Annotated in this window: 18 protein-coding genes and 1 pseudogene; 5 read left to right on the top strand and 14 right to left on the bottom strand. The window is 64.6% G+C overall.

Annotation, left to right across the window (positions count from 1 at the left end; translation table 11 throughout):
- Positions 1-111: 111 nt before the first annotated feature.
- Positions 112-891 carry a UPF0149 family protein gene (locus RPPS3_RS11125; protein WP_234820182.1) on the top strand — a complete coding sequence of 260 codons (780 nt, stop codon included), beginning with the start codon at positions 112-114 and terminating at the stop codon, positions 889-891.
- A 57-nt stretch (positions 892-948) separates the two neighbouring features.
- On the opposite strand, the gene RPPS3_RS11120 is transcribed toward RPPS3_RS11125, so the two are convergent.
- From RPPS3_RS11120 to RPPS3_RS11110, 4 genes are all read right to left on the bottom strand, one after another.
- The gene (locus RPPS3_RS11120) at positions 949-3,519 is read right to left on the bottom strand and encodes an autotransporter outer membrane beta-barrel domain-containing protein (RefSeq protein ID WP_234820181.1); all 2,571 of its coding nucleotides are present in this window, start codon (positions 3,517-3,519) and stop codon (positions 949-951) included.
- A gap of 619 nt (positions 3,520-4,138) precedes the next feature.
- Entirely contained in the window at positions 4,139-6,910 is a 2,772-nt protein-coding gene (locus RPPS3_RS11115) for an autotransporter outer membrane beta-barrel domain-containing protein (protein WP_107346556.1), read from the bottom strand.
- Positions 6,911-7,166: 256 nt separating this feature from the next.
- Positions 7,167-7,346 (bottom strand): hypothetical protein, encoded by a 180-nt coding sequence (locus RPPS3_RS24490; RefSeq protein ID WP_159060668.1) that lies wholly within the window; start codon positions 7,344-7,346, stop codon positions 7,167-7,169.
- Between the two features lie 292 nt (positions 7,347-7,638).
- On the bottom strand, positions 7,639-7,953 hold the full coding sequence (locus RPPS3_RS11110; RefSeq protein WP_107344127.1) for an ArsR/SmtB family transcription factor: 315 nt from the start codon (positions 7,951-7,953) through the stop codon (positions 7,639-7,641).
- Positions 7,954-8,067: 114 nt separating this feature from the next.
- On the opposite strand from RPPS3_RS11110, the gene RPPS3_RS11105 reads away from it, so the two are divergent.
- Positions 8,068-8,817 carry an SDR family NAD(P)-dependent oxidoreductase gene (locus tag RPPS3_RS11105; protein WP_107344126.1) on the top strand — a complete coding sequence of 250 codons (750 nt, stop codon included), beginning with the start codon at positions 8,068-8,070 and terminating at the stop codon, positions 8,815-8,817.
- A 304-nt stretch (positions 8,818-9,121) separates the two neighbouring features.
- Positions 9,122-9,259, top strand: coding sequence for a hypothetical protein (locus RPPS3_RS24745; protein ID WP_234820180.1), 138 nt, complete (start codon positions 9,122-9,124; stop codon positions 9,257-9,259).
- 1,277 nt (positions 9,260-10,536) lie between these two features.
- Here the strand turns inward: RPPS3_RS24745 and RPPS3_RS11090 are convergent.
- Both RPPS3_RS11090 and RPPS3_RS11085 read right to left on the bottom strand, forming a co-directional pair.
- Positions 10,537-10,866, bottom strand: coding sequence for a hypothetical protein (locus tag RPPS3_RS11090; protein ID WP_107344123.1), 330 nt, complete (start codon positions 10,864-10,866; stop codon positions 10,537-10,539).
- 137 nt (positions 10,867-11,003) lie between these two features.
- On the bottom strand, positions 11,004-12,200 hold the full coding sequence (locus tag RPPS3_RS11085; protein ID WP_107344122.1) for a DUF2778 domain-containing protein: 1,197 nt from the start codon (positions 12,198-12,200) through the stop codon (positions 11,004-11,006).
- Positions 12,201-12,596: 396 nt separating this feature from the next.
- On the opposite strand from RPPS3_RS11085, the gene cowN reads away from it, so the two are divergent.
- The gene (cowN, locus tag RPPS3_RS11080) at positions 12,597-12,875 is read left to right on the top strand and encodes a N(2)-fixation sustaining protein CowN (protein WP_107344121.1); all 279 of its coding nucleotides are present in this window, start codon (positions 12,597-12,599) and stop codon (positions 12,873-12,875) included.
- 36 nt (positions 12,876-12,911) lie between these two features.
- Here cowN and RPPS3_RS11075 read toward each other — a convergent pair.
- The 8 genes and pseudogenes from RPPS3_RS11075 to RPPS3_RS11040 form a co-directional block, all read right to left on the bottom strand.
- A pseudogene (locus RPPS3_RS11075) lies at positions 12,912-13,606 on the bottom strand (DUF899 family protein).
- An 89-nt stretch (positions 13,607-13,695) separates the two neighbouring features.
- On the bottom strand, positions 13,696-15,402 hold the full coding sequence (locus RPPS3_RS11070) for an IlvD/Edd family dehydratase (RefSeq protein WP_107344120.1): 1,707 nt from the start codon (positions 15,400-15,402) through the stop codon (positions 13,696-13,698).
- Between the two features lie 329 nt (positions 15,403-15,731).
- A complete protein-coding gene (locus RPPS3_RS11065) occupies positions 15,732-16,946 on the bottom strand; it encodes an acyltransferase family protein (RefSeq protein WP_107344119.1) in 1,215 nt (404 codons plus the stop codon).
- A 108-nt stretch (positions 16,947-17,054) separates the two neighbouring features.
- Positions 17,055-18,485 carry an aldehyde dehydrogenase family protein gene (locus RPPS3_RS11060; RefSeq protein ID WP_011157708.1) on the bottom strand — a complete coding sequence of 477 codons (1,431 nt, stop codon included), beginning with the start codon at positions 18,483-18,485 and terminating at the stop codon, positions 17,055-17,057.
- Between the two features lie 246 nt (positions 18,486-18,731).
- On the bottom strand, positions 18,732-20,753 hold the full coding sequence (locus tag RPPS3_RS11055; protein WP_107344118.1) for a putative bifunctional diguanylate cyclase/phosphodiesterase: 2,022 nt from the start codon (positions 20,751-20,753) through the stop codon (positions 18,732-18,734).
- A gap of 202 nt (positions 20,754-20,955) precedes the next feature.
- Entirely contained in the window at positions 20,956-21,900 is a 945-nt protein-coding gene (locus RPPS3_RS11050; RefSeq protein WP_107344117.1) for a DMT family transporter, read from the bottom strand.
- 191 nt (positions 21,901-22,091) lie between these two features.
- A complete protein-coding gene (locus RPPS3_RS11045) occupies positions 22,092-22,925 on the bottom strand; it encodes an aldo/keto reductase (RefSeq protein ID WP_199852211.1) in 834 nt (277 codons plus the stop codon).
- Between the two features lie 30 nt (positions 22,926-22,955).
- The gene (locus tag RPPS3_RS11040) at positions 22,956-23,861 is read right to left on the bottom strand and encodes an intradiol ring-cleavage dioxygenase (protein ID WP_107344116.1); all 906 of its coding nucleotides are present in this window, start codon (positions 23,859-23,861) and stop codon (positions 22,956-22,958) included.
- Between the two features lie 230 nt (positions 23,862-24,091).
- Between RPPS3_RS11040 and RPPS3_RS11035 the strand changes: the two genes are divergently transcribed.
- Positions 24,092-25,360 carry a serine hydrolase domain-containing protein gene (locus tag RPPS3_RS11035; RefSeq protein WP_107344115.1) on the top strand — a complete coding sequence of 423 codons (1,269 nt, stop codon included), beginning with the start codon at positions 24,092-24,094 and terminating at the stop codon, positions 25,358-25,360.
- Positions 25,361-25,448: the final 88 nt, after the last annotated feature.

Here is a 25,448-nt window from a genome sequence, read left to right as displayed (position 1 = left end):
TCGTGGCACGCGCGATGATGCACGGGCAGCTCCGCCGTTCTCGGTCACGAAGCTCTGGAGATATTGGGGCCCGCGAGCTTTCGGCGCGTCCGGGAATGACGATCTCGAGGATTGGCGCATTTACTTCCAAGAGCGCGCACCATCGCGCGATCCGCGCTACAGAGGGCGCTCCCTCTCACCACCGCCCGAGCGAACCAGCCCATGGCCAAATCAGCAAATTATCTCGACAAGCTTGACGACGCATTGGAAGCGCTCGGCCCGGACGCCATGCTGGTCGAGGAACTCGACGGCTTCGTTGCCGGCCTGCTGCTGTGTCCCGAGCCGATCAAACCCGGCGACTGGCTGCCGGTCGTCTACGATGCCGGCGATGACCAGGCGTCGCCGTTCACCGATCTGACGCATGCCAACCGGGTGTTCGCGCTAATCGTGCAGTACTACAACTCCGTCGCCAAAACCCTGTCGGACCACCCCGAGCGCTACCAGCCGCTGCTGCCGGTCGATCCCGACAGCGGCGAATTGGTGTGGCAGGTCTGGATCGACGGCTTCGCGGCAGCGACCGACCTGCGGCCCGAGGCGTGGAGCTGCCTGGACGATGCCGACGAAGCGACGGCGGCCGCGTTCGACGGGCTGCTCGATCTGATCGAGATTGCCGACGCCGAGGCGCACGCCGACGCGGACAATCTGCCCAGCGATCGCCCCGCAATCACCGCGCCGAACTCCGACCAGATAGCCGGCTGGATCCTGACGCTGAACCGCTGGCGCATCGCCCATGACCCGGCGCCGCGCGAGATCGAATGGGGACCGCCCTCAGCGGCACGCAAAGTCGGCCGCAACGAGCCGTGCCCCTGCGGCTCGGGCAAGAAGTACAAACGCTGCTGCGGGAAGACCTGAAGCACCGAGTTGCGGCGGCCGCCGGACGATCGCTCATCCGGCAGCCACGTTGTCAGCTCAGAACGTGACGCGCAGGTTGGCGCGGACGCCGTGGTCGGAGATGCTGGAGCCGACCTGGCCGGAGTAGTTGACGCTGAGCGCCGTGCTCGGATTGAGCGCGGTGCCGAGGCCGGCTTCGAACACGGCGACGTCCTTCGCCAGCGGAAGACCCGACACCGTGAACGCATTGCCGGTCGCAAACGCGTTCGTGGCGGTCGGGATCACGCTGTTCATCGTGTGCCGCCAGCCGACCATCCCGTTCGCCGTCACGGCGGTGGTGCCGAGCGTCAGCGCACCGTTGGCACGCAGGCCGAGCGTCGAGAACGTGGCATCGACATTATCGCCAGCGCTGCGCAGCGCAGCCGCCCCGCCCCGCTCGGTGAAGCCCGAGGTGTCGAGGCTGACATAAGCAAGGCCGGCGAACGGCTGCAGTGCGGCACGGCCGAGTTCGACGGTGTAACCGACATCGCCATAGACCTGCGTGGTGCGGGCGTTGTAGTCCGCGGTCAGCCGGTCGGCGAAGCCGGTCAGCGCGATGGTGCGGGTCGAGGACAGATTGTGCCAGGCGTGATTGGCACCGAAGCTGAGCGCCAGCGCGTTCCAGGCCCGGCCGCCATAGACGCCGATGCTATAGGTGTCGCCCGACACCGAGCCGCGCCCACCGTCGAGATTGATCGAGGTCGACCCATAGCCGCCGACCACGCCGAGCCGCAGCGCGTTGAACAATTCGCCATCGGCACCGAACAGCACGCCGCCGGCATTGCGACGCACGTCTGCGGCATTGCCATTGCCATCAGCCCTCGCCCACGAGCCATACGCGCGCGCCCACACGGCCGTGTCAGGTCCGCGGAGCGCCGATTGCACCTGCTGCGAGGTCGCTTCGCGCACGAACCGGCTGTCGTCGAGCAGCGCGGTCTTGGCCGACGCGAAGGCCTCGCCGGAGAGCTGATCGAACGCCGCCCGTGCCGCAGTGTCGGTCGGCGACGCCGCGACGCCGGCACGAAGACCGCCGCCACTCCCCATCGCCTGCAACACGCCCGCGGTAGCGCGCTGATTGGCGGTCAGAGCCACCTCAGTGAAGCCGCGGGTCTGCACCGCCTCCAGATAGACGTTGTTCGGATCGTAGTTGGCGATCAGCGAATAGAATGCCGACACGCTGGTGTCGCCCGTCAGGACGTAGGTGCCGTTGACGCCGCCGGCGGCAGTCAGCACGGTGTAGCGGGCATCGAGCGCGTAAGGGGCGGTGCCGTATTTGGTGAGCTTCAGGCTCGCGCCGGGCGCAAGCGTCGCGGTGCCGCCGACCGCGATCCGGTCCGATACCGTGCTGCCCGGCACCAGTTCGGCATTGTAGGTCGCCCCGGCAGCCTGCTGATAATTGCCGGTCACCGTCAACGTGCCGGGGCTATTGCCCGGAGAGATGGTCGAACCAGACAGCATCTGGACCGCACCGACGATGCCCGAGCCCGAGAGCGCCGCCCCGCTATAGACCGTGACCGCGGACGTTGCGCTGGTGCTGTTGACCACCATCTGGCCGTCTTTGATCAGCATCGATCCGGTGAATCCGCCGCCGTTGCCGGACAGCGTCAGCGCACCAGCGCCGGTCTTCTCGATAAAGTTGAAATCGCGGAACTGCCCGGTCGCGCCCACGGACAGCATCGTCAGAGACGCCGACGTGCCGGTGTTGAGAACAAGATAGTTGTCGCCAGTGCCTCCCTGAACCACGCCTTGAATGTTGGACGTGGCGGCATCAAGCACCAGCCTGTTGGTGCCGTTGCCGAACTTGATCGCCGCGCCTCCGCCCGAATTGCTGATCGTGCCGGCATTGCTGATCGTGCTGTTGCCGTTGCCGGTGACGATCGCCGCATCGGTCGCCGAGTTCGTCGTGATCGTGCCCGAGTTGACCAGCGAATTGGTCGTGCCGTCGAGACTGACGCCGACGCCGGTCGCGGTGACGGCACCGCTATTGCTGACGTTGATAGCACCGTTCGCCGTGGAGGCGACAATGCCCTGGGCCGCCGTGATCGAACCAGACTGTGTGATGGTGATGCCGCCGCCCGCCGAGCTGGCGGAGATTCCGGCTTGATCCGCCTGGACAACCGCACCCTGCTGGTTATCGATCGTCGTCTGACCGAAAGTTCCGACCTTGGTATAGATGCCGTGATGCCCGCCGTCGCCGAGATCGGCGTGGCCGGTGTTGTCACGCGCGATGGCGGTGCCGCTGTTCACGATCGTGGTGTCGCCGCTCTCCGACCACGACAACAGGGCGGAATCGTCGTTGGCGGTCACAGTGCCGCTGTTTGTTATCGAGGCCGGGCCACTATTCGACCAAGCGACGAGACCTTGCCGATAGGTGCTCTCGACGGTGCCGGAGTTCTCGATCGATGCCAAGCCGTTGTAGGCGATCGCGCGCGCACCAGCGAGGGCCGAGCTCACCCAACCGGAATTGACGATGTTGACCGTCCGCGGGGTGGCGCCGCCGAAGTTGCCGTCGGCGTAAAGCCCCCGCGCCTGCGTCGAAGTGACATTACCGCGATTGATCAGGGTGACGGTGCCGTCATGTGTCGTCAGAGTGATGCCATCCTGGCCCACACCGTTGGCTATGACGGTGCCAGCGTTGTCGACGGAGAGGTTCCCTGACGTGGTGTTTCGCAGCCAGACCGCCCCCATATCCTGGTCGGACCGCAGCGTCACAGCCGATCCGATGAAAACTGACAAATTGGCATTACTCCGGTTCGTCTCCCACGCGAATGCCGGGTAGTTGGTTCGGTAGACATTAGTCGCGCCGAGCACATTGACCGTGACGTCCACAAGACCGGTAGCGCTCCCGGACGGATAGACGTCGATGCCGCCGGACGTCACCGAGTCGAGAGTGATGGACGACGCACCCGCGATCGGAGTCGCGGAGACGAGCGAATTGTCACACTGATTCAGAGTCACGTTTCCCGAGACGCTGCACGCGGCTTGAGCGGCGGACCAACTGGACATCGCGCCGATCACCAGCGGCGTGAGAGCGGTCGAGATCAGCAGACGGCGAGCCGGGGAAGCGGCGAGCCGTGCCTTCCACCAGATAGAATCGCGAGCCGCCATAGTACCTCCAGTCGATCTGCTTGTGGGTCATTTACCAGCCGGCCCATCGAAGCCCTGCTGTCGCCGATATGTTAGGAAGGCGGTGCCGAATGTCGGAAACGGCACCGCCTTTGATTGCTGATCAGAACGTGACGCGCAGGTTGGCGCGGACACCGTGGTCGGAGATGCTGGAGCCGACCTGGCCGGAGTAGTTGACGCTGAGCGCCGTGCTCGGATTGAGCGCGGTGCCGAGGCCGGCTTCGAACACGGCGACGTCCTTCGCCAGCGGAAGACCCGACACCGTGAACGCATTGCCGGTCGCAAACGCGTTCGTGGCGGTCGGGATCACGCTGTTCATCGTGTGCCGCCAGCCGACCATCCCGTTCGCCGTCACGGCGGTGGTGCCGAGCGTCAGCGCACCGTTGGCACGCAGGCCGAGCGTCGAGAACGTGGCATCGACATTGTCGCCAGCGCTGCGGAGCGCAGCCGCCCCGCCCCGCTCGGTGAAGCCGGAGGTGTCGAGGCTGACATAAGCAAGGCCGGCGAACGGCTGCAGCGCAGCGCGGCCGAGTTCGACGGTGTAACCGACATCGCCATAGACCTGCGTGGTGCGAGCGTTGTAGTCCGCGGTCAGCCGATCCGAGAAGCCGGTCAGCGCCACGGTGCGGGTCGAGGACAGATTATGCCAGGCGTGATTGGCGCCGAAGCTGACCGCCAGCGCGTTCCAGGCCCGGCCGCCGTAGATACCGACACTGTAGGTGTCGCCCGTCACCGAACCGCGGCCGCCGTCGAGATTGATCGAGGTCGACCCATAGCCGCCGACCACGCCGAGCCGCAGCGCGTTGAACAATTCGCCATCGGCACCGAACAGCACGCCGCCGGCATTGCGACGCACGTCTGCGGCATTGCCATTGCCATCAGCCTTCGCCCACGAGCCATACGCGCGCGCCCACACGGCCGTATCGGGACCGCGCAGCGCGGACTGCACCTGCTGCGAGGTCGCCTCGCGCACGAACCGGCTGTCGTCGAGCAGCGCTGTCTTGGCCGATGCGAAGGCCTCGCCGGAGAGCTGATCGAACGCCGCCCGTGCCGCAGGGTCGGTCGGCGACGCCGCGACCGCCGCACGCAAAGCGCCGCCGGCGCCAAGGCCCTGCAGCGCGCCCGCCGTGGAGCGCTGATTGGCGGTCAGCGCCACCTCTGTGAAGCCGCGGGTCTGCACCGCCTGCAGATAGACGTTGTTCGGATCGTAGTTGGCGATCAGCGAATAGAACGCCGACACGCTGGTGTCGCCGGTGAGGACGTAGGTGCCGTTGACGCCGCCGGCCGCAGTCAGCACGGTGTAGCGGGCATCGAGCGCGTAAGGCGCAGCGCCATACTTGGTGAGCTTCAGGATCGCACCGGGAGCCAACGTCGCGGTGCCGCCGACCGCGATCCGGTCCGATACCGTGCTGCCCGGCACCAGTTCGGCATTGTAGGTCGCCCCGGCAGCCTGCTGATAATTGCCGGTCACCGTGAGCGTGCCGGGGCTGTTGCCGGGCGCGACTGTTGCCCCGGCCTGGGCGTTGACGCCGCCGACCGTACCGGAACCGGTCAGCACCGCGCCGCTTTCCACCGCCATCACCGCGCCGATCACGCCAGTCATCGTCAGAATGCCGCCGCTCACCTGCATCGTGCCGGTGAACTGCGAGGAGTCGCCGGTCAGCGTGGTGCGGCCGGCGATCGCTTGAATCGAGCCATTGCCGATGATGTCGGATGCCAGTGTGTAGTTGGACGAGGTGTGGTTGAAGATGAGTTGACCGGTGCCGCTGCCGAACACAATACGAGACGCGGTGATCGTGCCAGGCGCAGCGGCCGCCTGCCCGCTCGCCGCACCGATCGCCAGCACGCCTTGGCCCTGGGTGTCGTAACCGATCCGAACCTCGTTGTCGGCCTTGAGCTCTGCGCCGTTCGACACCACCACGGTGCCGTTACCATTGTAGCCGGCATAGACATTGCCGAGAATGTTTTGGGCCGGATTGGCCTTCGCCCACAGCCGCGTGCCGCTGCCGGAGACATTGATGATGCCCTGCGACAGCGGGTCCATCCCGGTGCCAACGGTGCCCGAAGTCACCACCGCACCGTCGGTGACATTCAGCACGCCGTTGCCGTTCATCGGATCGACATTGCGGGACCCGTCCTGGCCTCCGACATAGATGCGCTGATCGGTGTCGACGACAGTGTTCCGTCCCGAGATATTCACGGTCGTGAGGTTGCTGCCCCCCGGCCCGACATAGATGCCGCTGGCATACAGATAAGCTCCGTTCAGAACATTGACGGTGCCACCCTCAGGACTGAGCCAGGCTCCTGCATTCCAGTTGGTCGGATCACCGATCTCGACATGGGTGCCGGCGTCTCGGATGGTGACCTCCGCGCCAGCGCCGGTGTAGATGCCGACACTGCGAATATAGGCGGCCGCACCGTTGGAAATCGTCAGGCTGCCGGTCGCGCCCGCGGTGCGCGCGATATCGATGCCGCCGGTGCTGGTCCACACCGTCTGCGGACCGGTCACGACCAGCGAGCCATTGCCGCCGCTGCCCGCTTGCCAGGTGGCGGTGGAAAGTCCCAGCCGACGGGTGGTCAGCGAGGCGCCGTTCGACACATTGATGCTGCCGACGCCGCCGTCGCGGCCGACGCTCACCTCGTTGGTGTCGGTCCAGTTCGCTCCCGCGCCGCTGAGGGTGACGCTGCCGTTGGCTCCGGCGCCGTCGCCGACCGTAACGGCCGTGCTCGGACTGGAGGAGATGCTGCCGCTGCTGCAAGTGAGGCCGGTCGTATTTCCAGAGATCGTGCAATCCGCCAGCGCCGGCGCACTGCCGAGCACACCCAACGCCAGAAGCGGCGCGAGCGACGTCGTGAGCAGCAGTTGTTTCTTCATCGTGACTTCCAAGAACAAGAGGGAGATCCGAGCGGAACGTCGCCGCGGGAGCAGCGGCTTCAACACGGCGTCGGGGACGACGCCGCCAGCAAACAGAATGGCTGCCGGTCGAGACCGGCCGCATTTGGACAAAGCTTCGCCGTTCAGACCGACACAGTCTGTTGAAGCCGGATATCGGAAGTGCGTTGGAGCGAACCGCTAAGCGTTTGTTCGACCGCGCAATGTATCGTTCGAGTCGAGGCCGGCCCGCGGCGAACTAATCGTTGCGGCTCACGATCGGCGCAGAAAACAGCGAAGCCTCGGTGCAACGAGCGAAAGCGCCATGCCGCGCTTCGGAAATGATCTTGTTGCCTGCCGCCATCTTGGCCCCCATCGACCGTTTCTTTTTGAACATTGCTTTTTGTTTAATTCGGCGGGTTCCATCACGCAACAACATACCTACCGCTTCAGACTGTCGCAGGGATTCTCTGCGGATTCTTGTGGATGTATGCCTCACGGCGCCGCGTGATGTGCCGCCGCGTGAAACGGCGCGGCGCAATCGTCGTCGCCTTGTTACGTTTCTCTGTCGCCGCTCGCGGTTCGTGCCTCGCACGTCGTCCGTTTTCGTACGATGATGTACCGACGTCGGATTGGAATTACTCGGCATTCGATGCGACGCGGAATCGATGACGACTTTGCAGCCGGCGCCGCCCTTTCGCCGACTCGCAACGATGAAGTCGATTGATCGCCTACTCGTCCGCGTGTTTCAGAATCGCCTTGAGCAGCCCGGGAAAGCGCGCGTTGATGTCGGCTTCGCGTACGACGTTGCGGTGCTCGACGCCCTTCTTGGTGGTGCGGATCAAACCGGCTTCGCGCAGCACGCGGAAGTGGTTCGACAACGTCGACTTCGGAATGTCAGGGCACGGTGCCGCCGCAACGCAGGACATGCAGTCGCCTTCCTGGAGCAGCGCTTTGACGATGCGCAGCCGCATCGGATCCGCCAGCGCGGCGAGCACGCCGGCGAGCGAGATGTCTTCGCGTGCGGGATGAACGAACTGCACCATGAAAAAGATATAGGCGCCCCCTTGATCTGGTTCAATAGTCCCATACTTCCGAACTACTGAACCGAAGGCCACACCTCAGCGGTGGCCGCACCTCCGATCAGGAACCGAACGATCATGACCAAGACACTGCAAGGCAAAGTGGCGCTGGTGACCGGCGCATCGAAGGGCATCGGCGCGGAGATCGCGCTGAAGCTCGCGGCCGAAGGCGCGGCAGTCGCCGTCAACTACGCGTCCAGCAAACAGGGCGCAGACGACGTCGTGCACAAGATCACTGCGCAGGGCGGCAAGGCGATCGCGGTCGGCGGCAGCGTCGCCGATCCCAAGGCTGCGCAGGCGATCGTCGACGCGACCGTGGCGGCGTTCGGCCCGATCGACGTGCTGGTCAACAATGCCGGCGTCTATGAATTCGGCGCGCTCGATGCGATCACGCCGGAGCACTTCCATCGCCAGTTCGACGTCAACGTGCTCGGCCTGCTGCTGGTGACGCAAGCGGCGGCGCGGCAGTTCAAGGACGGCGGCAGCGTCGTCAACATCTCCTCCGGCGTCTCCACGATCGCGATGCCGAACACTGCGGTGTACGGCGCCACCAAGGCGTCGGTGGATCTGATCACGGCGGTGCTGGCGAAGGAACTGGCGCCACGAAAGATCCGCGTCAACGCGGTCAATCCCGGCATGGTCGTCACCGAGGGCGTCAAAGCTGCGGGCTTCCACGACGGCGAGATGCGAAAGCAAGTCGAAGCGATTACCCCACTCGGCCGTGTCGGCGAAGCCGCAGAGATCGCTTCGGTGGTTGCCTTCCTCGCCTCCGACGGCGCCTCTTACGTGACGGGCGAGACGCTGCACGTCACCGGCGGCCTCAAGTAAGCGCGGGCAGCTACGCTCAAAGCTTTGGCGGCAGCGCCGGAGCTTACCCGCCGCGCGTCCTGCTCCGAGTTACGTCGGCTGTCGCACCGATCTGCGACGAGGCGCCGCGCCCGATGAACCAAACACTTTGCTCGTCGTTACTGCCGACCGGCCATCTTGGACATCGAGGCCGAAAAGGAGAACGCGTTTGAAGACAACCGCCTTTGCTGCCGCCGCTGCGCTATTTCTGAGTCTTGGAGCCCTCAGCGCTCCAGCCTCTGCCGCCACGCCCGCCCGGGCCTCGCAGCCGCTGGTCGCCGCTCCAATGACCGACGTTTCTGCGCAGCGCTACGTCGAGCGGCGGCGGGTGATCCGCCGTGGCCCGCACTGCACGATGCGGAAGGTCGTCACCCGCGGTCCGCACGGCCACCGCGTGGTTCGCACTACCCGCGTCTGCCGCTGATCGAAGCGGCTACGGCGTTAAAGCTCCGCAGCAAAACAAGAAGGGCGGATCTCGATCCCAGCCCCTAGCCTAAATGTGGAATTTTAACTCCACCTTCATCGGCATCCCTAATTCCTTGGGGAATTCGGGGTGCCGACCATGCCGGAGATTTCTTCGGGAGTGGCCAAAAGGCTTCGCCTCCCGCCCCTTTTCGAAGGGGCGAGGCAGGAGCAGACACAAGACAATCGAGCAATACCCCGACCTTCATCCCTTCAAAGCCTTCCTGACCTACTTCGTCGACAACAGCATCCTCGGGAAGTTGAACGGGCCTCGCCGAGGCTGGCCCTGCGGGAGCGGGAGATTGAGTACCCGTTCATTAAGAAGTCGGAGCCTGGCAAGACAGTCAGGCTCTACACCGACGACGGCAGCCGCACCGCAGTGGACATCGCCGGCATCCTCCAGGACGACACGTCTCTGCACCAGGTGGATCGCTTCTTCATGCAGGTCCGGCGAAGCATCGCTGGGATAGGGCGTCTACTCATAAATTTCGGTTCGCCAGCAAGCTCAGGCTATTTCTGCTATACGCGCAATGTAAACTGAAATCTGACACTCGGGGTCCCTTTCGCCAAACTCAGACATTTCCGGATTTTGGACCAACTTTCGCAATTTCGTTTAGTTCGCCCTTAGGTTGTCGATGATAGAGAGATTGCCGCATGGGAAAGCGATCCGCGATAGCGACCACCGATGAGGAAGTTGCAAAACTGACACTGCCGGAACTGAATGGCCAAATTTCGCTTTTGAAGTGGCGGGCGGATAGAAAAGGTGTTTCAGCTTCTCTACGCAGGTCCGCGTTCAGGAGCCTTGTTTGGTTGGAAGAGCGTCGGGAAACGCTACATGGTGTTAAAGCACCTGAGCGAAAATTCTAAACTGAGCAATTGGAGCCACCGACAAAAGCACAAGGCACTCGGGCCCATAGAACTCTCGCCCTACGAATTGACCCATTGAGCTCGCTGCAGCGGCACACAGGCACACCATCTCGAATTCGGTCCAAAAATGGTGTGCTTGGCTTATGGCCGACGCAAAATTAAATTTGTATTTGGCGCAAGCAGGCTCCCTCGATCATTTCGGTTTCGCGACCGATCTGAAACGTAAAATGGACACCAAGTCCCCACTGATCGAGGGATTCAATGCCCATTTTAATTTCGTGAAATCAACGACTTGCTGATTCCACACTTAATCTAGGGGCTGGGATCTCGATCCGCCCCCTCTTCGCATTTCAGAAGCTGACCTGCACCTTTTCACCAGCGATCGAAGTTGCGGCCGACACGGCTGTCGTCGTCGACCTGCTGGAAGTCCTGGGGAGCCTGACGGCGCACCGTGCGGAGCGGCCTCTGGTTGTTGGTTTTCGGCGGATTGAACACCACGTAGCACGCTGGACTCAGCCGCGGCCCTGCCTCACGCAGGCAGCTTTCGATTCGAGACGCGTCGGGAATGAACTGGCCGCAGAGACGGAAGGCGTCGGGCGTGCAGGCTTCGCGCTGCGCGGCCGTGCCTTGATCCTGCGCGACGGCGGAGCCGCCGGCGGCGACGGTGAACGCAAACACGGCAGCAGACAGGCGTGGGGTCATGGTCGATCTCCCTTTGATCGACCAAGTGCGAGCCCGGCCAACTGGTTCCGGCCGGAGCGTTCACGGATTGTGGAGAGAAGGCAGTTCGGGCGCGCCGCTCGCGGCGGCGCCCCGGGCTACGTGGTGGGTCAGCCTGATCAGGTCAGGCTGCCGACCACCACCAGGCGCTTGACCTCGCCGCGTTTGAACGCCTGCAGGAACGCGTTGTAGTCCTTGAACGAGACGCAGCCGTTGGAGTCGCCGCGCGGCCCGAGCATGTAGGTGTGAGCCAGCAGACCGGTGCGGCCGTAGATCACGTCCTCACCGCCGACCGGCGTGAGACGGATCGCGGCAACACCGTGGAACAGCTTCTCGCGCATCTTCAGGTCGTAGATGTGCGGCGGGGTGGCGCCCTGCATCTTCACGCTGACGTGGCGAGGATCGTCCATCCGGGCGCCGAGGCCGGAATGCGCCTCGAGCTTGGAGCCATCCGGCATGTACACCATCTTGGCGGTGATGTCGTAGACAGCGGTGTAGCGATCTTCGTCGGAGGGATTGAAGGCGCTGTCGCGAACCTGACCAACGTCCATGTCGCTGGTGTCGGCCGAGGCGTAAGCGAGCGCCGGGCTGTCGACCTTGCCGAACAGCTTCTCGAAGAAGCTGGACTTGTGGTTCTGCGCGGACATCAGGATCGCCGACTTGGCGCGGGCGACCAGGGCTTCGTGGCTGAAGGGGTTGCGCGACGGATTGCGCGGGGTGACGGCGGCGACCGACTTGGTGCGCTGCGGCGGCAGCGGCACGTTCATCGCTTCCTTCACCGGCGACGGCGGCGGCGCGACGCCGACCTTGGCGTCGTCCTCGGTCTCGGCCGCCGCGGGACGATTTTGTCCGGGCTGTTTGAACCGATCGGGCTGGAAGCCGAACGAATAGGAAGGATCGAGCAGAGCGTAATAGCGATGGCCGGTCTTGGCGGGCTCGGAGGCCTGGACGCTGGCGGTGACCGGAACGTCGGTCGGATCGGCGGACGCGACCTGGACGCCCTTGCTCTCTTGGCTCTTGAAGGCGGATTTCAGCGCCAGCGAAGCCATGAGTTGCGGCGCGGCCTCGGCAGCGGCGGCGAGCGGTTCGAACCGTGCGGAGAACGAGGTGCGTTCGATCGAGGAGCGCGTGCTCTGATCGTCACGCAACGAACCGACGGTCGGATAGATGCTGGCGCCGACGGTGTTGGCATAAACCGTCCAGACGCAACCGATCACCGGCAGCGCGATTCCGATCGCGCCGAGCGATTTCCGAAACCCCATGTAGCGGGCCCCACGTTGGTTGGACAGCGATCGCCGCCCCGTGCCGACTGTCATTCGCTCACTTCCCGACTTTCCCCATCGGTCAGCGGCGAACCAAGATACCGCATACAGATGTGGCAGAACAGAGGAGCGCGATTAAGGCGGGTTTTAGTTAAATGCAGTTTAAGCGGCCTCGATTGGGAACCATGCTCCGTTATAGTTAACGGATGGTTACGACCCTTCCGGGCTCATTTTTGATTTAATATCAACAGCTTAATTGAAAGCGCGCAGTGCTGGAGGCCGCAGCTCCTGCCCGCCAAGTCCGCGAAGTCCAACCCTCGTAGTATTACGCGGAGCCGGCCCCGGCCGGATTCCCCCGCTTCCGCGGCGCTTCGGCGCAGGACGGCACGACTCGCCGGCCATGGCATACCGGTTGCATCTGAGCCGCGTTCTTACGTTTTGAGGCCCAGAATGTCAGCTTCCTTCGATCGTTATGTCAGCTTCAAACACTGCGACTGGGAGGGTCGCTCCGAGCGGGTGATGCAGAGGCTCCAGCGCCACGTCGATGCCGGCGAAAACCCGTTCTGGGCGTACTTCGCCCAGAAGCGCGTCGAGCTTCGCGACAAGCAGGGTCTCGACGACCTGCGCATCCTCCACAATTATCTGCCGACGCTGCGCGAGCTGCTCGAAGACAATGGCGACCTCGAAACCCTCGAGATGCTGGAAGATCTCGAGGCCAACCTGATGTGAGCGGGTAAGCACCGCCGCAACGTTTCAGGTAGCGACTCAGGTGTAACGCAAGCGTGGATACCAATCGGTGCCCCGTCCCTCCGGGGTGACATCGAAGATAGTCCACAGCGGCATCAGGTCCGGGGCCCCACGCGGGTCCTGGCCCGGATCGGACGTCGTGCCGGTCATCTCGCCTCCCCAGAAGTGCCGGGTTCCGCCATCGCGCCGCGTGAAGACGTTGACGCCGGCACCTCGTCGCCGCTGGGCGTAATGGCGTGATAGTCGTTGCTGAACGCACCGGTCAGGTCAGTGAACAACGGCAGGTAATGCCAGCCGCGATGCCGCTTGAACGCCACCAAACGATCGATCGGCGACCGCGCGACGACCGCCAGCGCCACCCGCTGGGTGATGTCCGGCACCTCGCCGTCCCAGGCGCTCAGCAACGAGGTGCACATCGGGCACGGCTCGGCGCGCTGCGGCCCATACATGAAGTTGTAAACGACGAGGCTTTGCTTGCCGCCGAACAGACCGGCGAAGTCGGTCCGCCCGCCCTCGCCTTCGAAAGCGTAGGGCTTTGTCACCTCGCCGCCCGGCGGCAGCTGCCGGCGCTGCGCGGCAACGCGCTCGATGTGACGGCGCAGTTCGATCTCTTCGGCGAGCAGCGCCTCGCGCGCGCGGCGATACTCGGAACTCTCATTCGGATAGCGCACGCCGCTGGCACGGGCGAGTTCGATCGCAGGCTTCAGGGTCATGACGGCTCCTTCGGTCCATGGTGTCTCCATGGGACGAACGAGCGCACGCCGATCCGACAGCCGCCAAACAACCGCCGGTCGGGAACCGGCTAGGTCGAGCGACCGGACGCCGTGAGGAAATCGAAGTCGCAGCCCTCGTCGGCCTGCAACACCGCGTCGTGGAACAACTGCGCGTAGCCGCGTCCCGGGCGGGTCGCAGCAGTCACCGGCAGCGCGGCGCGGCGGCGGACGAGCTCGGCGTCATCGACCAGCAGGTCGATCCGGCGCGCGGCGACGTCGAGGGCGATCCGGTCGCCGGTCTGCACCAGCGCCAGCGGTCCGCCCTCGGCGCTTTCCGGCGTGATGTGCAGCACGATGGTGCCGAACGCCGTGCCGCTCATCCGTGCGTCCGAGATCCGGACCATGTCCTTCACCCCTGCCCGCGCCAGCTTCAGCGGGATCGGCAAATAGCCGGCCTCCGGCATCCCGGGCGCGCCCTTCGGTCCGGCATTGCGCAGTACCAGCACATCATCTGCCGTGACGTCGAGATCGGGATCGTCGATCCGCCGCGCCATGTCCTCCAGCGTTTCGAACACCACCGCGCGGCCGGTGTGCTGCAGCAAGCCGGGCGATGCCGCCGCGTGTTTGATCAGGGCGCCGCGCGGCGCCAGATTGCCGTGCAGCACCGCAAGCCCACCCTCGCCGCGGATCGGATTATCGCGCGAGCGGATCACGTCCTGCCCCGGCACGTCCTCGGCCTGCGCCACCACCTCACGCAGCGTCGCGCCGGTCACGGTGCTGGCGTCGAGTTCGATCAAATCACCGAGCTGCGCCATCAACTTCGGCACGCCGCCGGCGTGGTGGAAGTGCTCCATGTAGTGCGCGCCGGACGGCTTGAGATCGACCAGCACCGGCACCTCGCGGCCAATCGCGTCGAACTCGTCGAGATCGATCCGGTGCGGCACACGGCCGGCGATCGCGGTGAGATGGATCAGTCCGTTGGTCGATCCGCCGATCGCCTGCAGCACCATTTGCGCGTTACGAAACGCCGCCGGCGTCAGCAGCTCACTGGGGCGCGGCCCCTTGGCCTTGGCCATCGCGGCAGCGACGCGGCCGCTGGCCTCCGCCGAGCGGAAGCGCTCGGCATGCGGCGCCGGGATCGTCGCGCTCATCGGCAGCGACAGCCCCATCGCCTCGATCATGCAGGCCATCGTCGATGCAGTGCCCATCACCATGCAGGTGCCGACCGAAGGCGCCAGCCGGCCGTTGACCGCTTCGATCTCGGCATCGTCGATCTCGCCGGCGCGATATTTCGCCCACAACCGCCGGCAGTCGGTGCAGGCGCCAAGCACCTCGCCTTTGTGATGTCCGACCACCATCGGCCCCACCGGGATCACCACCGTCGGCAGATCGGCCGACACCGCGGCCATCACTTGCGCCGGCAGCGTCTTGTCGCAGCCTCCGATCACCACCACCGCGTCCATCGGCTGGGCGCGGATCATCTCCTCGGTGTCCATCGCCATCAGATTGCGCAAGTACATCGAGGTCGGATGCGCAAAACTCTCGGCGATCGAGATGGTCGGAAACACCATCGGCATCGCGCCGGCCAGCATCACGCCGCGCTTCACCGCCTCGATAATCTGCGGTGCGTTGCCGTGGCAGGGATTGTAGTCGCTGTGGGTGTTGGTGATGCCGACGATCGGCCGGTCGAGCGCGTCGTCCGAATAGCCCATCGCCTTGATGAAGGCTTTGCGCAGGAACAGCGAGAATCCTGAATCGCCGTAAGCTGTCAGTCCCTTGCGCAATCCGTCGGCCATGTTCCGTCCCGCAGCAGTTTCGCTGCACTTGAGGGACGGCGGCCGCCGATGTCAATCGCGGAGGGTCAGGTGATCACCTTGGCCACAACCAGCGCGATCAGAATCGCGACGCCGCTGAGGGCAATGGTCAGGAACTGGCGTCGATGGGAGACGGAAAGCAGCGGGTTCATCGGATCCTTCGCCCTCGTTCGGGCGAGTCGATCGCCCCGGAGCCGCGGCACTTAAGCTCCTTTTAACGACGGTAAGATGAACCAACTACTCGGACGACTACCGGACCACGCCCTCGGCGGTGCGGCCGTCCCTTGGCAGCAAAGACGGCGCGGCCGTCCCTAAGGTTGCTGCGACACCGGTCCCAGTGGAGCTGCGGCCGGTCGAGCTGCCGAAGCTGCCTTCTGGGCCCAACGGCCGAACAAACGTTGGCCGGGAATTTCGACCAGCCGTCTGGTTAGCGCCGAGAGGCCGATGACGATCCCGATGTAGGCCACGAAGATCGCGTCCAGCACGTAGACGTTCAGGTTGGCGATCACCTTGACCGGTTCGCCGTCGTGGATCTGTTCCACGAGCAAAGGGCGCCCGATCAATTTTTGCCCGATCGTCGCAGCGGTCATGATCATCAAAGCCACGAAGGCGTGCACCATGTAGATCGAATACGACAGCTCGCCGAGCTTGACGAACACCGGCCAGTTCAACATGCGCGAAACCAGCCCGCGCTCGTAAGCAAAGATCAGCACGGTCAAGCCGAATAGCAGAGGCGCAGCCAGCGACAGCGGCCCTCTTCCGGCGGCAATGACGAAACCACAGACCAATGCGACGATGCCGACCTCGATCGCTGTGCCGAAACGCCGGCTCGGTGCAGCCTTCGCGGTCCGGTAGATCAGGTAGGTCAGATGGCCCACCGTGAATCCGTACAGACAGCGAAACAATCCGAAGTCGTAGGTGGTTTCGATACCGTGCTTTGAAAACGACGCCACGACCGCAGCCGCAAGCAACCCGACCGCAGCCAGCACAAACGTCCGCCACCGCGGCACGGTGAGCGCGATCAGGCCGAAGACGAGGTAGGTCCAGTATTCGGCCCCGATGCTCCAGCTTGGGAAGTTCCACGTGAGCTTGTCTGAGACATTCACCGCCTGCAGCAGCAGCAGTTGCGCCGGAATCGCAACCAGCGGCCGATAGCCTTCTGCGGCGAACGGCGCGTGTCCGGTCTTGAAGCCGATCGCCATTGCCAGCGCGAAATTGACGGCTTCGGCCAGCACGAACGCCGCCAGCACGACGACGTGCAAAGGCCAGATCCGACCAAGCCGCTTGATCGCGAAGGCAGTGAACTCCGAGCCCGTGTTGAGGCGCCCGAGATACGCGTGGGTGATCACAAAGCCGCTGAGCACGAAGAAGAAGTCGACGAACAGAAATGCGTTTCTGATCAGCGGAACGTCGTGAATGTGGCCGAGCACACTGAGATGAAACAGCGCGACCAGGATCGCGCACAGGCCACGCCAACTGTCGAGCGCGCCGAAATGAATGGTGTCGGTTCGTAGCGTCACGGCCATTGGAGCAGCAATGGCAGGCGTTCGAACCTCGATCAATGCATGAGCGTATTAATCATTAACCCCGCGGCGATGCCGGAACCAGACGGTCCCGGCATCGCGCGATCGCAGTTACGCGGCGTTGAAGCCGGCGATTGCCTTGACCTCGAGATATTCTTCGAGACCGAACTTGCCCCACTCGCGGCCGTTGCCCGACTGCTTGTAGCCGCCGAACGGCGCGGTGCGTTCGTTGGGCACGCCCTGCAGGTTGACGTTGCCGGCGCGGATCTTGCGGCCGACCGCGCGGGCGCGGTCAACCGAGCCGGCCGAGACGTAACCGGCCAGACCATACGGCGTGTCGTTGGCAAGCTCGACCGCCTCGTTCTCGTCCTTGGCGCCCATGATCACCAACACCGGCCCGAAGATTTCTTCGCGCGCGATGGTCATGTCCTTGGTGACGTCGGCGAACACCGTCGGGCGCACATAGAAGCCCTTGTTGACGCCTTCCGGCAGGCCGGGACCGCCGGCGACGAGGGTGGCGCCCTCCTCGATGCCCTTGTTGATCAGCGTCTGGATCTTGTCCCACTGGATGCGGTTGACGACCGGACCGATGGTGGTGCCTTCGCCGCGCGGATCGCCCGCCTTGGTCTTCTCGGCGACGCCCTTGGCGATCGCCGCGACCTCCTTCATCTTCGACAGCGGAACGATCATCCGGCTTGGCGCGTTACACGACTGACCGGAGTTGTTGAACATATGCATCACGCCACCGGTCACCGCCTTGGTCAGGTCGGCGTCCTCAAGGATGACGTTCGGCGACTTGCCACCGAGCTCCTGGCTAACGCGCTTCACCGTCGGCGCCGCACGCTGGGCGACGTCGATGCCTGCGCGGGTCGAACCGGTGAACGAGATCATGTCGATGTCGGGATGTTCGCTCATCGCCGCGCCGACCTCTGGACCGAGGCCGTTGACGAGGTTGAACACACCCTTCGGCACGCCGGCTTCGTGGAGGATTTCGGCGAACAGCAGCGCCGAGGTCGGGGTGAATTCGCTCGGCTTCAGCACCATGGTGCAGCCGGCCGCGATCGCGGGCGCGACCTTGCAGGCGATCTGATTGAGCGGCCAGTTCCACGGCGTGATCATGCCGACCACGCCGATCGGCTCACGCACGATCATCGCCGAGCCGAGCGGCTCCTCGAACTGATAGTTCTTCAGCACGTCGAGCGTCGACATGATGTGACCAAGGCCGGCGCCGGCCTGCATCTTCTCAGCCATCGGCAACGGCGCGCCCATCTCGTCGGAGATCGCGGCACCGATTTCCTTCATCCGGCTCTTGTAGATCGCGACCACCTTCTCCAGTAGCGCGATGCGCTCTTCGCGGCTGGTCACCGAGAACGTCTCGAACGCACGTTTTGCGGCGGCGACCGCCTTGTCGACGTCAGCCTTGGAGCCGAGCGCAACCTCATACATCGCCTCTTCGGTGGCGGGATTGACGACCGGCGTCGACTTCTTGACGACGGGATCGACCCAGGCGCCATCGATATAGAACTGCATGCGGTTGACCATCGGAACCTCTTGCTTAATCGCGGGTGGTTGGTGGTGAGTGTGATCAGGATCGGCGCCGTCGCGCGAGGCCCTCGCCTCGGTACGAACGGTCCGAAAAATCGACCACCGCCATATGCGGGAACGGCATATAAAATCACCGACACGAGCGGAGCAAGGCATCCTCGCACAATTGCGCGTGTGTGGCGTGATCGAGAAAGATCTTCTACCACTGCACGGAAATTACGAGCATCCTGCTGCGGCGCAGCATCAAACCGCTTGCGCCAACGGTGTCGCGGCGACCGCTTCGCCGGTGGTCAGATCGCGGTAATGGGCGATCGGTTGCGGCCTGCCGATCAGATAGCCCTGCACCTCGTCGCAGCCGGCCTGAGCCAGGAACGCGAGCTGTTTCTCGGTCTCGACGCCCTCGGCGATCACCGGCAGTTTCAGCGTCCGTGCCAGGCTGAGGATCGCTTCGACGATCGCGGCCGATTCCGGATTGGTCTCGAGCTTCCGGGTGAAGGCCTGATCGATCTTGATCTTGTCGAACGGAAATGATTGCAGATACGACAGCGACGAGTAGCCGGCGCCGAAATCGTCCATCGCGACGCGCACGCCGAGATTCTTGATCTTGCGCAGAATCGCGATCGCCCCGGCGAAATCGTCGATCAGCACGCCTTCGGTGATCTCGATTTCGAGACGCGAGGCCTCCAGCCCGGTTTCCAGCAGGATCTGCAGGATCAGCGCCGGCACATCGAAGCGGCGGAAGTCGAGCGGCGAGAAGTTGACGGCGATCGCCAGCGGCTTGGCCCATGACGCTGCCTCGGCGCAGACGCTGCGCAGCACCCATTCGTCGATCGGGCCGATCTGGCCGGTCTCTTCCGCGAGCGGCACGAACAGCGCAGGCGACACCATGCCGCGCACCGGATGGCGCCAGCGCAGCAGCGCTTCGAAGCCGACGATCTCGCCGGATGTGCAGGCCTGCGGCTGGTAGTGGATTTCGAACTGGCGCTGCTCCAACGCAACCGCGAGCTCGCGCTGCAGCGCGCGCTTTTCGCGGATCTGCAGATCCATCGCCGGCTCGAACAGGCACACCGTGCCGCGTTGCTCGGTCTTGGCGCGATACAGCGCAACGTCCGCATGGGCGATCAGCGTGTCCGCGTCATCGCCGTCGCGTGGATAGACGCTGACACCCGCGGTCGCACCGACGCGGATGTGATGGCCATCGACTTCGAACTCGGTGTCGCACAGCTCGGCAAGCTGCCGGCAGACGTCCTGGATCGAGTCGTCCGCGGCATCAGGCGGAGTGACGATCGAAAACTCGTCGCCGCCCGGCCGTGCCAGGAAGCCCCAATGGCAGGTGTCTGCGAGACGACGCGCCATCTCGGCCAGCACCGCGTCTCCGACCGCCTGGCCGAACACGTCGTTGATCTCTTTGAAGCGATCGATGCCGAGCCGGATCACCGCAAAGCTGCCGTCGAAGCGGCGCGCCTGCTCGACGCTCTGGACGATTCGGTCGTTGAACGCGGCGCGGTTCGGCAGACCGGTGGCAACGTCGTGCAACGCCAGATAAGCAAAGCGCTGCTCGGCCTGTTTGTGGTCGGTGACATCGCTATGCTTGGCGATCCAGCCGCCGTTCGGCAGACGTCTCAGATCGATCCGGATATGCCGGCCGTCGCGCAGTTCGGCGACTAGGCTGGCCGGTCCACCCGAGGCGATCGCGGCACTCAGTTCGATCAGTTGCCGCTGGTCGCTGACGAAGTTGCCGGAATTCCGCATTACCGCCAGCGTGCGACGCAGGCAGTGACCGGCGATCTCGCGGCCCGGCGGGATCGCATAGATGTCGAGGAAGGCCTCGTTCCAAAGCTTCAGCCGCCCCTCAGCGTCGAACAGACAGAACCCGCGCGCCGCATCGTTGAGGATCGCGTCCAGCACCATGTCACGTTCGGCCAAGGTCAGTCGGGTGCGGCGACCTGCGATCGAACTTAGCCAAACCGCCAGGCTCGCAAAGCCGGTGGTCGCGATCACAGAGCCGATCATCAGCGCGAGCGCGATGGTCGGTGCAAGCGGCGCATCCGAGGCCGCGAGCAGCGCCAGCGCTGCAACAGACGCCACTGAACTGATCGAGGCAAAGCCGGTCGCGATGATCCAGTACCGGCGTCCCTTGCCCTCGCTGATCCGGACGCTGCGCAGCCCGCCATAAGCCGCCACGACGCCAAGTGCGCACAGCACGGCGGCCAGGGCGATCATTCCCCAACTGTGGGCGTCGGACGCGGAAGGAAGTTCAGCCATCTGCGATTGGAACCTGCTTTCGCTTCGCACTCTGGCATCGTGGTTTTGCCTAATGCTTAAAGCGATCGCCAAATTGACCGCAGCCGTCGCGGCGGAACGCCGCGCGACATCCGTTACTCATCATCGCTGGAATATTGCTACGTGTAGATAGAAGTCGACGACAACGAGAAGTCGTACGCACCGTCGTTCGCGCGCGGTTAGCTCACGGGCTCGGATACGGCTCTGAGGGCAGTTCCTGCTGCTTGCGGCGTAGCCGCTCGCGCTGTGCGGTGTAGATGCCGCTGCCGATGATCACCGCGGCGCCGACAAAGGTCCAGACGTCGGGCACCTCGCCGAACACGCCGAAGCCGAGAAACGCGACCCAGACAAGCTGGCTGTAGGTGAACGGCGCCAGCACCGAGGCGTCGGCATAGCGATAGGCCAGCACGACCACCCACTGCCCCATGGTCGAGGCGAGCCCGACCAGCAGGCCGATGCCGATGTCCTGCCAGGTCGGCGTCACCCAGACGAACGGCACCACCGCGCTGAGCGTGATGAAGCCGACCAACGCCGAGAACGACATCGTGACCACGGCGCGATCGGCACCGCTGATCATCCGCGTCAAGGTAAGCGTCAGCGCCCAGCCGAATGCCGACAGGATCGGCAGCAGCACCGCAGGATCGAACGCGGCCGAGCCGGGCCGGATCACGATCAGCACGCCGACGAGGCCGACCAGCGTCGCGATCCAGCGCCGGATGCCGACGTGCTCGGCGAGCAGCGGGATCGACAGCGCGGTGACAAACAGCGGTGCCACGAACGACGTCGCCGAGGCTTCCGCGATCGGCAGGAACTGCAGGCTGGTGATGAACAGCACCGAGGATGACACCAGCGCCAGCGCCCGCAGCACCTGCAGCTTCGGCCGCACCGAGCGCAGCGGCGATTCCTTGGAGGCGAGCGCCACCGGGATCATGATCAGCAGGAACACCAGAAACCGAATCCAGCCGATCTCGATCGGCGGCAGCGTGCGGCCGAGATACTTCGCCAGCGTATCCGAGCAGGCGAGAAACACCGTCGAGCCGACGATCAGCGCGATGCCGCGCAGCGGATGGTCGGCGTGGCGGTGAGTGAGCCGGCGCACGGCGTCGTTGCTTGGCGAGGTGACGGTCAAGGCTCGATAACGCTTTGGAGATGGCAGGGAGGCGGGACCCGTCCACGGGCGGAGATCCCTATCAACTAATAATCCGACAAAACGATGTTCGGCGCGCCGGCACAAGTGCCGAAATCGGGACTCGGTCATGCGACAGGTCCGGAAAAGCGCCTACGCGGTGGGCTTGTGTCGCCCTGCCCGCGCTTTTTCGCTTACAGCATCGGCAGGCTGGCGGGCTCCGGGCCGAGCGGGCAGGCCTGATCGATCGCGTCGATCTCCTCGTCGCTGAGCCGCAGCGCAAGGGCCGCCGCATTGTCCGCCGCGTGGGCCGGATTGCCGGCCTTCGGGATCGCAAACACCGACGGCCGCCGGGTCAGAAACGCCAGCGCCACTTGCCGAGGCGTCGCGCCATGGGCATCGGCGACGCTCTGCAGCAGCCGGCCCGCCGCGCTACGCGGCGCCGGAAATTCGTCGTGACCGAACGGCGAATATGCCGTCACCGCGACGCCATGAGCCTCGCACCACGGAATAACGGTGTGCTCGATCGCCCGTTCGAGCAGATGATACAGCACCTGATTGCAGGCGATCTTGCCGTCCCCGGCGATCCTGTGCAGCTCGCGCAGGTCGCCGGCGTCGAAATTGCTGACGCCCCAGGACAGAATCTTGCCGGCGGCGACCAGCTCCTCGAACGCGGCCACCGTCTCGCTGAGCTGATAATGCCCACGCCAATGCAGCAGGTAGCAGTCGAGCCGATCGGTGCGGAGCCGCGCCAGCGAGCGCTCGCAGGCCGCGACGGTGCCGCGGCGGGAGGCGTTGCTCGGTAACACTTTCGAAACCAAGAACACCTCGTCGCGCCGGCCGGCAATCGCTTCGGCGACCAAAGGCTCGGCGTCGCCATACATCTCGGCAGTGTCGATGTGCGTCAGGCCGAGATCGAGGCCGCGCCGCAGCGCGGCGAGCGCCGACGCGCGGTCACCCTGGTCGATATACCAGGTGCCCTGCCCGATCGGCGCAAGCTTCGGCCCCATCCGGCCGAATCTGCGCATGTCCCCAGTCACCATCCACTCCCATCACGATCACGCCGTGCTGGCCATCATCGGTCGCGGCGCGGCGCCTTGGCCCGGCTTCAGCCGGAACTCGTAAGTCATCAAATGCCACGGCCCCGAGGCTTCGCGACCGTCGGGCATCACCGCATCGTTGCGCAATTCAACGTTCGAAATCAGCTCGTCCTTGACCCCGAAGACGACGTCGGACTCCAGATATTTATCACCTTCGATGAAAACATGGGTGACCAGCGGCTCGAAGCCAGGGGCGCTGACCAGAAAATGCACATGGGCCGGCCGCATTGGGTGCCTGCGGGCCGCCAGGATCAGGTCACCGACCGGGCCGTCGATCGGGATCGGATAGCTGCACGGCAGGATGGTGCGGAACGCCACCCGTCCGTCCGCGTCGGTCGCGAACCGCGCCCGCAGCGACGCGCCCTGCTCGGCATATCCAGGTTTCTGGGAATCATAGAAGCCGTCATCGTCGGCGTGCCAGACATCGACCGCCGCATTGACGATCGGCGCGCCGTCGAGATCGGTGACGCGGGCCGCCACATACATCGGTTCGCCGTCAACGCCTTCGGCAATGTCGGCGCCGTGCGCCATCGGCTTGTGCTCGCCGACATAGAACGGGCCGAGCACCGTCGTCTGCGTCGCGCCGGCGCGGTCGCGGTGATTGACGGCATCGACCAGCATCGAGACCCCGAGTACGTCCGACAGCAGGATGAATTCCTGCCGGCTCGGCGTGCATTTCTGCCCCGTGCGGGTGAGGAAATCGATCGCCTTCTCCCATTCCTCGAAGGTCAGGCCGGTGCGGCGGACATAGTCGTGCAGCGAGCGCACCAGCTCGCGCATCAACAGCTTCATGCGCGGATCGGGGGTTTCGTCGAAGCTCTTGACGACCGCCTCGGTGAGGTCGGTCTCGTCGAATTGAGGCATGTCCCGCTCAATGGTCGTTGGAGAGGCGGCGACGGTACACCATGCTTCCTGCCGTGGTAAGCGCCGCCACGGAAGGCGGGCATGCATGGAAGCACAGACGTCGGCGCATCGCGCGCCGCATGGCGCCGATAGAACGCGTCACGGTTTTCCGATATCAAGGGCGCCCGAGCGAACCATCTCAGAATCCGGGACCGTCAACCGGACGATCCACGATCTTCAGGAGTGAAGCGATGCCGAGCCAAGCCGCAGTAGCCCAATCCTCGACGCCGACCATCGGATCGGCCGCCAGCGCCGGCATGTCCGAGGCCGCGCTGCGCCGGATCGACGATCATCTGCGGCGGCTGTATCTCGATTCCGGCAAGCTGCCCGGCACCCAGACACTGGTGTATCGTCGCGGCCAGATCGTGTACCAGTCCTCGCTCGGCTTCGCCGACGTCGAACGCAAAGTCGCGGTGCGCGACGACACCATCTTCCGCATCTATTCGATGACCAAGCCGATCACCTCTGTGGCATTGATGATGCTGTTCGAGGAAGGCCGGGTGCAGCTCGACGATCCGGTGGTGAAGTACATCCCGCAATGGGCCAGTCTCGGCGTGTTCCAGGCCGGCATCGCGCCGTATTTCCTGACCAAACCGCCGGCGCGGCCGATGCAGGTGGTCGACCTGCTGCGCCACACCTCGGGCCTGACCTATGGCTTCCAGAATCGCACCAATATCGACGCCGCCTATCGCGACAAAGGCATCGGCGCCTTCGAGAAGGCCGGCACGTTGGATTCCTGGATCGCCGATCTGGCGCAGATCCCGCTGGAGTTCTCGCCGGGCGACGCCTGGAACTACTCGGTGTCGACCGACATCGTCGGCTACATCGTGCAGAAGATCAGCGGCATGCCGTTCGAGCAGTTCGTCAAGCAGCGCATCCTTGATCCACTCGGCATGACCGACACCGACTTCCACGTGCCGGCCGCCAAGGCGCAGCGGCTCGCCGCCTGCTACACCGCCGACGGCAAGGGCGGCATGACGCTGTCGGACGATCCGGCAACCTCGAGCTTCCTCGCGCCGCCCGCGCTAATCTCCGGCGGCGGCGGGCTGGTCTCGACCACCGCAGACTATCTCACCTTCTGCCGCGCGCTTTTGAACGGCGGCGAACTCGGAGGCGTCCGGCTGATCGGGCCGAAGACGCTGAAGCTGATGACCAGCAATCATTTGCCCGGCAACCGCGACCTCACCCAGATGTCGCTGTCGATGTTCTCCGAAGCCACCAATGCCGGCATCGGCTTCGGGCTCGGCTTCGCCGTCAACATGAACCCGGCGCTGACGCTGTTGCCGGGCTCGGCCGGCGAATTCTATTGGGGCGGCGCGGCCTCGACCGCGTTCTGGATCGATCCGGCCGAAGAGCTGATCACGATCTTCATGACCCAGCTCATCCCCTCCAGCGCCTACCCGATCCGCCGCGAGCTGCGCACCCTGGTGTACAGCGCGATCACCGCGAGCAATCTTTAGATCGCAGCCTGGACTCTCGTCATTGAGCGAAAGCGACGAAGCAATCTAGCTCTGGACTCGAAACTGGATTGCTTCGCTCGGAATGACC

The sequence above is a fragment of the Rhodopseudomonas palustris genome (assembly GCF_003031265.1).
Lineage (GTDB): Bacteria > Pseudomonadota > Alphaproteobacteria > Rhizobiales > Xanthobacteraceae > Rhodopseudomonas > Rhodopseudomonas palustris_H.
This window is presented reverse-complemented; position numbering and strand designations above follow the sequence as displayed.